Here is a 12,050-nt window from a genome sequence, read left to right as displayed (position 1 = left end):
GGGCGCCTCATCAGTACGCGGGCCGCGACCGAGAGTATTCCTCCGATGGCCTCGGTCGCCACCCCTCGGGATGAGCAATTCGTGGATCAGGGCAAAACACGTTGCCCTTATCCGGACTTTTCAGATCCTGTTTGCCGGACGACCAGCCCGGGGGCCGGTGTCGCCGACCCAGGGTAGCGGTCCCCTCCGACCTTTGCGCGCACCCCGCACCCCGGGCGTGTGCCCACCCGGCCGCCACGGGCGGGACCCGCCACCGTTGCCCGCCCCGCCTAGCATCGGCGACGTCCACACCCGTAGCTCGGAAGGGACCACCCATGATCCGGAGACTGGCCGGCCTGGCCGGCGTCGGCGCGCTGCTCGCACTCATGCTGGCCTGCGGCTTCGGCGGCGCCGGGGACGACGATGACGATGACGACGACGACTTCGCCCGGGGCGCGGCGGTGGTGTCCGTACGCTGAGGGCACGGCCGGCGCGCGCCGGGGGGTTTGCGGCGGCGCCGGGTGGGGCACTGCCCCGGTGGGCGGACCGCGCCGGGGCAACGCCCGGGCGACCGCCCACCGGACCCACGCCGCAGTCCGAAGTGGCCGCAAGCTTCGGCACCCGAGGAGGTAGCACGATGTTCGGAACCAACCTGCTGGAGCGCCGCAGCAAGCCCGAGCGGATCGCGGACCAGGCGTGGCAGCACCTGGCCTCCGCCGTCGTCTCGGCCGGGGACAGCGTTCGCGACACCGCCCGCTCCGCCCGGCGCAGCGGCTCGGGCCTCGCCGACGAGGCGGGTGACCTGGTCGGCTCCGCGGCCGACGAGGCGCGCCGCCGGGCGGTGCTGGCCTTCGACGCGCTCGCCGGTCGCCGGCCCGCCCTGCCCTGGGCGCTGCTGATCGGGGCCGCCCTGGCCGGCGCGGCGATCGGCTGGGCCGCCGGTTCGGCGGCGCGGGCCGCCGGGCGGCGGGGCGAGCGCGACGTCGAGGAGATCGAGTTCGTCGACGTCGACCGACCCAACTCCCCGGTCGGCCTGGACGGCTGAGCCCTGGGCGGCTGGGCCCTGGAGGGCTGAGCATCCCCGGCCGGCCGTCGCCGGCCCTTCGAGACGCGAACCGGGCCGGCCTCCGTGCGGGGAGGCCGGCCCGGCGTTTCGGGACCGCGCGGGGCGGTCAGTGTGCGGTCAGTTGGCCGTGCAGGTCAGGATCGCCGGGGTCGAGTTGGCTCCGGTCCCGCTGGCCACGAAGCCGAAGGTGGTGCTGCCGCCGACGGGCAGCGTCCCGTTCCAGCCCGCGTCCCGCACCACGACCTGCGCGCCGGTCTGGGTGTAGGTGCCGCCCCAGAGCTGGGTGATCTGCTGGCCGCCGGGGAAGTTCCAGACCACGCTCCAGGAGCTCTTCGCCGAGCCGCTGTTGTTCTTCACGGTCACCTCGCCCTGGAAGCCGCCGGACCAGGAGGTGGTCACCTTGTACGTCGCCGAGCAGGCCCCGGCCGGCACGGGCGTACCCGTCGGGGTGGCCGGCGGCGTCGTGGCCGGGGGCGTGGTCGCCGGAGGCGTGGTGGCCGGCGGCGTCGTCGCGGGCGGCGTGGTCGCCGGCGGGGTGGTCGCCGGGGGCGTCGTGGCCGGCGGGGTCGTGGCGCCGCCGAGCCGGTCGGCGACGATGATGCCCCGCCCGTTGGTGCCCAGGTAGGCCCGCCCGTAGACGCGCGGGTCACCGGTCAGGGCCTCGCCCGCGTTGCCGTACTGGTGCTTGTCGTCGTTGATCCGGACCCAGGCCGCGCCGGTGTTGTCCGACCGGAACAGGCCGGCCTGCCCGTCGACGGTGCCGAAGACGAACAGCGCCGGGTACGTCTGCCCGGGGGCCGCCTTGCCGAAGCCCACGTTCACCGCCGACGACACGCCGGCCTGCTTGGCGAAGGTGGTCCCCGAGTCGGTCGAGCGCCACAGCCCGCCCTCGCCGGCCAGCCAGATCTCGCCCTCCTTGCCGGGCAGCGCCTTGAACTTGACGTTCCCGGTGCTCGGCAGCCCGGTGGCCGCCGACGCGGTGAAGCTCGCCCCGCCGTTGGTGCTGACGTAGAACTTGCCGCCGGAGAAGCCGTAGAACTTGTTCTTGTTGACCCGGTCGGACTCGACGACGGCGTTGGCCGGGATCCCGGTCGCCGCGGTCCACGAGTTGCCGAAGCCGACCGAGCGGACGACCTGCTGGCCGGCGTCGCCGGGCGACCAGACGAACTGGCTGCCGTCGGCGGACGCGGCGACGGTGCCGCCGTTGTTGATCCCGCCCGGCTCGCTGCCCTGGAACCAGTTGGCCCCGCCGTCGGTGGAGAACGCGACGTGGCTGTCGTTGGGGCGGTCGGCGTCGGTGAAGTTGCCGGCCCGCACCATCACGGCCGGATTGGTCTCGGCGTAGTCGATGCTGGTGGTGCTGGTGAAGACCGGCTGGCTGAAGATCTTCGCCGGCACCGCGTCGAGGTCGGTGTGCCGGAAGCCGCCGAGGTCGCCGAGCGCGCTGACCAGCGGGGCCCCGGTGGGCGGGCTGATCAGGTCGAGCACGGCGGTCTCCTCCAGGCCCTTGACCATCGGCTTGATGGTGAGCTGGCCGCCGGTGTCCCACTTGGTCAGGTCGGTGCTGCCGTAGATGGTCGCGCCGGTGCCGTACATGAAGCGGTTGGAGTCGTGCGGGTCGATCTCGACCGACTCGTTCATCCAGCCCAGCTTCGGCGTCTCCTCCGGCGGGGCCGGGTTCGTGCCGAAGGTCAGCCACGGCACCGAGGAGATGTCCATGGTGTACTTCTTGCTGCGGTCCGGGTAGCTGGTGAACTCCCAGATCCGGGACCAGGTCGCGCCCCCGTCGGTGCTGCGCCAGAAGATCGCGTCCGGCCACCAGGAGATCTGGGTGGCCACCATGAGGGTGTTCGGCTTCTGCCGGTCGATGGTCAGGCCGGAGTAGCCGAAGTACGCGTCGGAGCTCGACGACGGGATCGGGCTGATCTGCGTCCACGCGCCGGTGGCCCGGTTGAACTTCCACACGTCGCCCTTGGCACCGTCGTACGGGCCGCCGGTGTCGCTGGTGGCGATGTAGAGGTAGCCGCCCACCGGGTCCACGACGCCCTTGTGGGCGAGGTAGCCGGTCGGCTGGCCGGGGATCCGCTCCCAGGTGGTGCCGCCGTTGGTGCTGCGGTAGACCGGGTTGGCCTTGTCGGCCACGCCGACGTAGATCGTCTGGGTGGTGTTGCCGGCCGTGCCCGTGCTCTTGTCGAACGACACCCAGGTCAGGCCCTGGTTCTGGCTCTGGTAGCCGGTGGTGTCGTTCGGGTCGGCCTGGTAGTTGCCGACGTTGGGGAAGTTGGCGACCTTGGCCCAGGTCGCGCCGTAGTCGGTGCTGCGCCACAGGCCGTTGCCGCCCTCGGCGCCGTAGTAGATCGTGCTGTTCTTGTTCGGGTCGACGGCGAGGCGCTCACCCATGCCCCGGCCGGGCATGTTGCCGCCGTTCTTGAACGGCAGCTCGGTGACCTGCCAGGTCGCGCCCTTGTCCGACGAGCGCAGGATCGCGCCCTTGTTCGGGTCCCAGTCGTTGGTGTACATGCCGACGGCGGCGTACACCCGGTTGGTCTGCACCGGGTCGGTGGCGACGCTGACCACGCCGTTGTAGCCCCACTTGTCCGCGCCGACCCAGTCCAGCAGCGGCGTCCAGGACTGGCTGGCCTGCTCCCAGCGGTACAGTCCGCCGATGTCGGTGCGGGCGTAGATCAGGTTCTTCTCGGTGGGGTTGTAGACGATGCCGGGGACGAAGCCGCCACCGTCGATCCGTACGTTCTTGAAGGAGTACGGCTCCGAGGCGGCCGCGGCCGCCTCGGTGGACGGGGCGACGGTGAACTGAACGGCCACGACTGCCGTGGCGGCGGCCAGCACGGTGGTGACCGCGCCGACGAGACCTCTCCGCATCTGCGGTTTCCTCTCGGGGATGCCCGTGGTGGTGGGACGAGCACGACGTCGGCGGTCGACGGACGACCGTGCCCAGGCCCGACGTCGGGGCGCGGGAAGCCTGCCCTGGCTTCCCACCGGCGCGCGTGGCTCCCGCTGCCGAGGAAGGCATTCACGGTAACCTCTCCCGGGCCGAGTTAGGAAGCACTCCCAACAAACTCGCCCGGCCGGCGGGCCGGCGGCGGCCGATCAGTCGAGGTGGTAGACGTACCCGTCGCCGACGGCCTCGCGCCGCACGCCCAGCCCGTCCACCGGCCGGGTCTCCGCGCCCTGCCACGGCGTGCCCGCCGTGTAGGCCGGCAGCACCACCACCGTGCGCACCCCGACCCCCCGCAGGTACGCCACCGACGCGGCGTCCGGGAAGCCCGCGCTCGCCGCCCGGATCTCCTGCTGCTTGGCCGGGACGAACGACGCCAGCCCGTTGACGATCTTCGGGAAGCCGTCGGTGGACCAGAGCATCACGTGGAACTCCCGGATGCCGTCGCTGGGCAGCACCAGCGCCGGGCCGCGCAGCCCGTGCATCGCCGCCGGCGCGACCGGGGCCGGCACGTGCGGGGTCCGGTTGACGCCCTCGGCGAGCACCAGCAGCACCGGCAGCACCAGCACGAGCCGCGCCCAGCGCCGCCACCCGCCGCCGGGCCCGCCCGCCGGCTCCGACGCCGGCTCCGGGCCCGACGCCGCGTCCGGGCCCGGCTCGCGGGACGGCTGCTCCGCGTCGCCCACCGTCAGCGCCCCGGCGGCCAGGATGCCCAGCAGCAGCGTCGTCCACAGCACCAGCCGGCCCGGGGTGCGCACGCCGTCCCAGCCCGGCACGTGCTCCACCAGCGTGACGTACCCCGGGTCGCCGTCCCCGCCCAGCGTGCTGCCGGCGGCCAGCGCCACGGTCACCAGCACCCCGACGGCCAGCGCCACCCGGTGCCGCACCCGCCACGCCGACACGAACAGCCCGGCGGCGGCCAGCCCGATCAGCACCATCCCGGGCAGCAGCGTCATCTCCCCGGCGAAGCTCAGCGAGGCCCGCGCCGTCTCGTGCCGCTCCCCCCACAGCCACGACTCCGGCGGCGCGGTGAGGAACCCGCGCAGCGGCGGGGAGAACCTCGCGATCTGCCCGACCGTGCGCCGGCCGTCCGGGTGCCGGGCCACCACCTCGAAGTAGGGCGCGGCCATCAGCAGGGTCACCCCGGCGAAGAACACCCCGCCGGCCAGGTCCGCCACCAGCAGCCGGCGGCCGAACGCCGGCCGCCGCCGACGCCGCCACCACGACCAGCCGTACCCGCCGGCCGCGCCGAGGCAGAGCAGCGCCAGCGCGTACGCGAAGGGCAGGCCGATGCCGAAGCCGAGGCTGACCTGCCAGGCGGCGACCGCCCAGCCGGCCCCCGCCCAGCCGGGGCGCACCCGCTCGGGGCGGTAGCCGTGCCGCAGCGACCAGCCGTGGCCCCGGGCCAGCATGGCCAGCGCCAGGGCGATCCCGCCGACGCTGAGCACGTGCAGGTGCCCGGCCTGGGCCAGCTTCCACGGCGCGTACGCGAAGGACGCCCCGGCCACCGCCGCGCCCGCCCAACCCGCGCCGAGCTGCCGCGACAGCGCGTACGCGCCGACGAAGGCGAGCGCGTGCACCAGCACGTACAGCAGGTTGTAACGGGCCACGGCGGCGACCGGCCCGTCGCCGAAGAACCCGAACGGGGCGTAGCCGAGCAGCGTGTCCGAGTACGCGTACGTGTACGGCTCCGGCCAGAACGTGTTGGAGTGCCAGAGCTGCGTCGGGTTGGTGAGCACCGCGTGCCCGCCCCAGGCGACCTGCCACGCCTGCAACGTCGGGTCGCCGACGTCCTGCGGGATGGTGCCGGTCAGGTCGCGCACCGTCGGCCAGGTCAGCACCACGGCCAGCACCAGCGACCCGAGCACCGCGAGGGTCCACTCGTGCCGGGTGAACCGGGCGAGCCGGTCGGCCACCGCCCGCCCCCGACCGGCGGTCGCCGGCGGCCCGGCGACGTCGACCGGTGCCGCCTCGCCAACCTCACCCATCGCCTGCTCCCCGCTCCCGACGGTCAACGCCGCCCCAGATCGTGCCGGACCGCGCGCCGTCTTGTCGACCGTCATCACTGCAAGGAGGGGCGCCTTGTTGACGCTTTCCGCATGGGAAGGGTCCCCTTCCTGACCGCCCGGCCCGGGGGCGGCGCAGGTGGGCCATCAGATCAGGTGCAGCTCGCGGGCGCGGCGGACGGCCTCCCGGCGGCGGGTGGCGTCCAGCTTGCGGTAGATGTTGCGCACGTGCGTCTTGACGGTGTTCACCGACAGGGACAGCTCGGCGGCGATCTCCACGTTGGACAGGATGCTCTGCAGGTAGCGCAGGATGGTCAGCTCCCGCTCGGTCAGCGGCTCGTCCAGCTCCCGGCCCGGCGCGGGACCCGGCCGCGCGGGCGGCTCCTGCGCCACCCGGACCAGGTCGCTCACCGTCGGCCAGTGCGCCGTGCCGGAGTCCAGGTGCGCGGCGAGCAGGTCCCGCACCCCGGGCTCGGCGCGGGTGAACGGACGGCGGAACCCCTCGGCGGCGGCCAGCTCCAGGACCCGCTCCAGCGTCCGCCCGGCCCGCCGGGCGTCCCCGGCCCGCCCGGCGAGCACCGCGTCGAGCAGGCCGGCGTCGAGGCGTACCGGCAGCGGCCAGGCGGCGGCCTCCGGGCCGTCCCAGGGCGGCAGGGCGCGGGCGGCGGCGGCCGGGTCACCGGCGTGCAGCTCGACCCGGGCCAGGGCCACGGCGGGCGCACCGGCCGGCGTGCCGGCCAGCAGCTCCCGGGCGGCACCGGGGTCGCCGTGCGCGGCCCGCAGGTCCGCCTCGGCGGCCAGCAGCCAGGCGGCCAGCTCCCCCGCGCCGACGCCCCGACCCGACCCCGGTGGGCCATCGTCGGCCCGCGCGGGCCCGTCGCCGGCCGCCAGCGGCGCGAGGGCGTCCCGGGCCGCCGACAGCAGCCGCAGGGCGGTGGCCGGTTCGCCGCGGTCGCGCAGCAGCGTCGCCCGGCACAGCGCGGCGAGCGCCGCCACCGCCGGCTCGTCGGCGGTCGGGCCGGTCAGCGCCAGGTGCGCCTCCGCGTCGTCGGGGAGGTCCCGGTGCAGCGCGACGACGGCCAGCGCCAGGTGGGCGTACGCGCAGTCGGTGCGGCAGGACCAGCCCTGACAGGGCGGCATCGCCAGGGCCTCCCCGGCGGCCCGCTCGGCCGCCCGCAGCTCGCCGAGGGCCGCGTGCAGCAGGGCGGCGCGGCTCACGCAGAGCAGCTCGGTGCGGGCCCGGCCGCCCGCCCGGGCCGCCGCGAGCGCGGCGTCGAACTCGGCCGCCGCGCCGCGCAGGTCGCCGCCGGAGAGCGCGACCAGGCCGAGGGCCGCCCCGGCCGCCGCCGCCACGTCGGCGTCGTCGCCGGCTCCGGCGCGCGGGTCGTCCGCCGGCCCCCCGGGGGTACGCGTGGCGAGCAGGCGCGACGCCGCCCGGCGTACCTCGTCGTGGTCGCCGGTCAACCGGGCGAGGGTGACCTCCACGGCGACGGCCAGCCGGCGGAACCGGTCCCGGCGCGGCACGGGCAGCGACCGGCCGTGCCCGGCGGCCCGGCGCAGCTGCGCGGCGGCGGCGTCGGCGTCGCCCGCGTGGGCCCGCTCGGCGGCGGCGGCCAGCGCCAGCTCCGGGTCCCGCCGGACCTCGGCCTCCGGTGGCGCGGCGGGGACGGGCCCGCCCGCCCCTTCGTCGTCGTACGGCACGAGTTCCGGCCAGCCGGTGACCAGCAGCTCGGTGGCCGCGTCCCAGCGACCGGCGACGAGGGCGTGCCGCAGCGCCTCGGCGGGGCGGGCGTGCCCGGCGTACCAGTCGGCCGCCCGCCGGTGCAGGTCCCGGCGTTCCTCGGCGGTCAGCTCGCCCAGCTCGGCGCGGAGCAGGTCGGCCAGCAGCGGATGGCAGCGGTACCAGGGGGGCCGGCTGTCGTCGCGGTCCACGAAACCGCCGGCCGTGGCCAGCGCGGTCAGCGCCCGCTCGGCGTCGCGGCGGCCCGTCAGCGCGTCGACCAGGTCGGCGCTGACGGCGTCGGCCACCGCGCCCCGGCGCAGCGCGTCGCGGGCCGCGTCGTCGAGCGGGGCGAGCACCTCCGCGCGCAGGTAGCCGGCCACGTCCGGCTGGTCGCCGCCGAACTGCTCCAGCCAGCGCACCGGGTCCGGCCGGTCCCGGGCGGCCAGCGCGGCCAGCCGCAGCCCGGCCGGCCAGCCGCCGGTACGTGCGCGCAGCCGGGGCACCGCCGCGGCCGGCAGGAACACGCCGTGCGCGACGAGCAGGTCGGCCACCTCGTCGTCGGTGCAGGCCAGCTCTCCGGGGCCCACGGTGGTCAGCTCACCGGCGAGCCGCAGCCGGTGCAGCCCCGCCGGCAGGTCGGTGCGGGCCCCGGCCACCACCCGCAGCCGCCCCCCGGTGTGGCGGAGCAGGAACTCCAGCCCGGTCAGCGCCGCCGGGTCGGCGACCCGGTGCACGTCGTCGAGGACCAGCAGCACCGGGCGCTCCCGGGCGGCGAGCGCGGCGGCCAGCAGTTCCAGCCGGTCGGGCCGGGGCGGGTCCGCCGAAGGCCCGTCGGGCGCGTGCGGGCGCAGGGCCGCCGTCAGGTACGACCAGAGCCGCGCCCCCGTGTCGCCCGCCTCGACCGACACCCACGCCGGTGCCGGCTCGACGGTCCGGGCCCACGACCCGAGCAGCGTGGTCTTGCCCCAGCCGGCGGGCGCGGTGACCAGGGTGAGCGCCCCGGCGGCGCCCTCGTCCAGCCGGCGCAGCAGGCGGGGCCGGACCAGCACCGGCTCGGGCAGCGGGGCCGGCGCGAGCCGGGACGCCAGCAGCGGCGCCGCGTCCTCCGCGGCGGGAACGGGGTCGACCCCGGCCGCCACGGTCACCCCGGCCACCTCGTGCTGCGTCATGCGGCACCCCCACGCCACGCGTCCCTCCCCGGCCCGTGCGGCGGGCGGTTACCCGGCCCCGGCCGGTTCACCCCTTCGGGGGGATCCCGGTTCACCCGGCCGCCGCCGACGCTGGGGGCACCGGCCGTCGGGCCCGCCGACGGCTGCACGGCGACGAGTGGCTGCATCGGCGACGAGAGGCGGGTGGGACGGATGGGACGGGGCAGGCGGGGCGGTCGGGCGCTGGCCCGTACCGCCGGGGTGGTGGCCGGCGCGGTCGCCGGGGTGACGGTGGCGCGGGTGCTGCGCGGCCCCTTCCGGGGTGGCCGCCCGCGCACGGGCGGCCCGCGCGACGGCTGGCAGGTGGTCACGATCGACCGGCCGCCGGAGCGGGTGCTGCCCGGCGGCCGGTGGCCGGAGCCGCTGCGCCGGCTCGACGGCGCGGTGGAGGTGGCGCAGGGGCCCGCGCCCGGCGGACGCGGCACCGAGCTGGCGGCCCGGCCCGTGCGCGGCGTGCCGGTGACCGGGATGGCCGCCCACCTCGTCGGCGGCGGCGACCCCGCGCCGCTGGTCCGCGAGGCGCTGCGCCAGGCCAAGCAGCTCGCCGAGACCGGTGAGCTGCTGCGCGCGGACCGCTCCCCGCTGGAGGGCCCCCGACCGGCGCGGGCCGCCCCGACCGGGCCCGGGACCGGGTGGCCCGGGGCGGCCGGGCCCGGCGACGGCCCGGCGGTGCCCGGATGAGGGCCCTGTGCTGGCTCGGCGCGGACGGCCTCGCGGTGCGGCAGGTGCCCGATCCCGAGCTGCGCAACTCCGCCGACGCGATCGTCCGGGTGCGGCGTAGCGCCACCTGCGGGGCGGACCTGCCGCTGCTCGCCGGGCGGGCCCCGGCGCTCTCCGTCGGCGACGTGCTCGGGCACGAGTTCCTCGGCGACGTGGTGGAGGTCGGCCCCGGGGTCCGGCGGCACCGCGTCGGCGACCGGGTGGTGGTCTGCGCCGCCGTGGCCTGCGGCAACTGCTGGTACTGCCGGCAGGGCCTCTACGCCTGCTGCGACAACGGCAGCACCGGGCCGGCGGCGGCCGAGGCGGCGTGGGGGCAGCCGACCGGCGGCTGCTACGGCCATCCCCGGTCGGCCGGGGGCTTCGCCGGCAGCCACGCCGAGTACGTCCGGGTGCCGTACGCCGACGTCGGGGCGTTCGCGGTGCCGGAGCCGGTGGACGACGACCGGGCGGTCTTCGCCTCGGACGCGGTGCCGGCCGGCTGGCTCGCCGCCGAGCTGGGCGAGGTGTCCCCGGGCGACGTGGTGGCGGTCTGGGGCGCGGGCGCGGTGGGCCAGATGGCCGCGCAGGCGGCCCTGCTGCGCGGCGCGGACCGGGTGGTGGTGATCGACCGGTACCCGCAGCGGCTGGGCCTGGCGCAGCGGCACGTCGGCGCGGAGACCCTCGACTACCTCAGCGTCGACGTCCCGGCCGAGCTGCGCGAACGCAGCGGCGGGCGGGGCCCCGACGTGTGCGTGGAGGCCGTCGGCATGGCGTGGGACGGCACCGAGCCCCGGTCGCTGGCCGAGCGGTTCGCCGCCGCCGCGCTGCCCGGCGCCGCCCCCGACCGGCCCATCGCGGTACGCGAGGCGGTGCACGCCTGCCGCAAGGGTGGCACGGTGGTGGTGCTCGGCACGTTCACCGGGTTCGTCGACACGTTCCCGCTCGGCGCGGTCATGCAGAAGGGGCTGACCGTGCGCGCCGCCCGGCAGCACGGGCAACGCTGGATCCCGATGCTGCTGGACCGGATGGCGCGCGGCGAGATCCACACGGGGCACCTGGCCACCCACCACCTGCCCCTGGAGCAGGGCGCGCTCGGCTACGACCTGTTCCGCACCCGCGCCGACGGCTGCCTGCGTGCGGTCTTCACGCCCTGAGCGCCCATCGTGGTGCCGGTGCTGCCCGGCGGTGGCAGACTCGCGGAATGCGTGAGGATCGGGCGTACGACGTCGTGCTGTTCGGGGCGACCGGGTTCACCGGCGGGCTCACCGCCGAGTACCTCGCCCGGCACGCGCCGCCGGGGCTGCGCTGGGCGCTGGCCGGGCGCAACCCGGCCAAGCTGGCGGCCGTACGGGACCGGCTCGCCGGCGTCGACCCGGCCCTGGCCGGGCTGCCGCTGCTCACCGCCGACGTCACCGACCCGGAGTCGCTGCGCCGGGTCGCTGCGGACGCCCGCGTCGTGGCCAGCACCGTCGGGCCGTACGTGCACCACGGGGAGCCGCTGGTCGCCGCGTGCGCGCGGGCCGGCACCGACTACCTCGACATCACCGGCGAGCCGGAGTTCGTCGACACCATGTACGTGCGGCACCACGCCGAGGCCGTACGCACCGGGGCCCGCCTCGTGCACGCCTGCGGCTTCGACTCGATCCCGCACGACCTGGGCGTCTGGTACACGGTCACGCAACTGCCGGCCGACGGGCCGGTCACCGTGGACGGGTTCGTCCGGGCGGGCGGCCGGTTCTCCGCCGGCACGTACCATTCGGCGCTCACCGCGTTGTCCCGGGCCGCCGAGGCGGGCCGGGCGGCGAAGGAGCGGCGGGCCGTCGAGCCGCGCCCGCCGGGCCGCCGGGTCCGGGCCGTGCCCGGCAGGGTCGGCCGGTCGGCGGAGCTGGGCGGGTGGGCGGTGCCGCTGCCGACCATCGACCCGCAGGTGGTCCGCCGGTCGGCGGCGGCCCGGCCGGAGTACGGGCCGGACTTCCGCTACCGGCACTTCGCCGCCGTGCGGCGGCTGCCCACGATCGTCCTCGGCGCGGTCGGGCTCGCCGGGCTGGCCGGGCTGGTGAAGGTGCCGCCGGCCCGGCGCTGGCTGCTCGGCCGGCTCGCCTCCGGGCAGGGGCCCAGCGCCGAGCAGCGGGCGAAGTCGTGGTTCCGGGTGCGCTTCGTCGGCTCCGGCGGCGGCCGGCGGGTGGTGACCGAGGTGGCCGGCGGCGACCCCGGGTACGACGAGACGGCGAAGATGCTCGCCGAGTCCGCCCTCTGCCTGGCCCTCGACGACCTGCCGCCCGTCGCGGGCCAGGTGACCCCGGTGACCGCGATGGGCGACGCGCTGCTGCGCCGCCTGACCGCCGCCGGCATCGCCTTCCGCACGCTGGAGGGTGCGGCGGCTTGACCCTCGACATGGTGGAGGGCACAGGAT

The 12,050-nt window shown here is 76.8% G+C and carries 7 protein-coding genes and 1 pseudogene; 5 read left to right on the top strand and 3 right to left on the bottom strand.

Annotation, left to right across the window (positions count from 1 at the left end; genetic code table 11):
* The first annotated feature begins 314 nt into the window (after positions 1–314).
* On the top strand, positions 315–458 hold the full coding sequence (locus TK50_RS34205; protein WP_158229444.1) for a hypothetical protein: 144 nt from the start codon (positions 315–317) through the stop codon (positions 456–458).
* Positions 459–616: 158 nt separating this feature from the next.
* Positions 617–1,024: a hypothetical protein gene (locus tag TK50_RS22580; RefSeq protein ID WP_043966922.1), complete on the top strand. Its 408-nt coding sequence runs from the start codon at positions 617–619 to the stop codon at positions 1,022–1,024.
* 138 nt (positions 1,025–1,162) lie between these two features.
* Here TK50_RS22580 and TK50_RS22575 read toward each other — a convergent pair whose 3' ends face one another.
* The 3 genes from TK50_RS22575 to TK50_RS22565 form a co-directional block, all read right to left on the bottom strand.
* The gene (locus TK50_RS22575) at positions 1,163–3,925 is read right to left on the bottom strand and encodes a cellulose binding domain-containing protein (RefSeq protein ID WP_043966920.1); all 2,763 of its coding nucleotides are present in this window, start codon (positions 3,923–3,925) and stop codon (positions 1,163–1,165) included.
* Positions 3,926–4,153: 228 nt separating this feature from the next.
* Complete coding sequence (locus tag TK50_RS22570; protein ID WP_052504045.1) at positions 4,154–5,989, bottom strand: hypothetical protein; 1,836 nt, start codon at positions 5,987–5,989, stop codon at positions 4,154–4,156.
* Between the two features lie 165 nt (positions 5,990–6,154).
* Entirely contained in the window at positions 6,155–8,899 is a 2,745-nt protein-coding gene (locus TK50_RS22565) for a LuxR family transcriptional regulator (RefSeq protein WP_082106516.1), read from the bottom strand.
* A 192-nt stretch (positions 8,900–9,091) separates the two neighbouring features.
* Here TK50_RS22565 and TK50_RS22560 point away from each other — a divergent pair.
* The 3 genes and pseudogenes from TK50_RS22560 to TK50_RS22550 form a co-directional block, all read left to right on the top strand.
* Positions 9,092–9,517: pseudogene (locus TK50_RS22560) on the top strand (hypothetical protein); the annotation flags it as partial.
* 98 nt (positions 9,518–9,615) lie between these two features.
* Positions 9,616–10,791, top strand: a complete 1,176-nt coding sequence (locus TK50_RS22555; protein ID WP_043969254.1) for a zinc-dependent alcohol dehydrogenase — start codon at positions 9,616–9,618, stop codon at positions 10,789–10,791.
* A gap of 47 nt (positions 10,792–10,838) precedes the next feature.
* Positions 10,839–12,023: a saccharopine dehydrogenase family protein gene (locus TK50_RS22550; protein ID WP_043966918.1), complete on the top strand. Its 1,185-nt coding sequence runs from the start codon at positions 10,839–10,841 to the stop codon at positions 12,021–12,023.
* The last annotated feature ends 27 nt before the right edge of the window (positions 12,024–12,050 follow it).

The organism is Micromonospora haikouensis (genome assembly GCF_000876225.1).
Classification (GTDB): Bacteria; Actinomycetota; Actinomycetes; order Mycobacteriales; family Micromonosporaceae; genus Micromonospora; species Micromonospora haikouensis.
The sequence above is the reverse complement of the archived record's forward strand: the minus strand, read 5'-3'. Positions and strand labels throughout refer to the sequence as shown.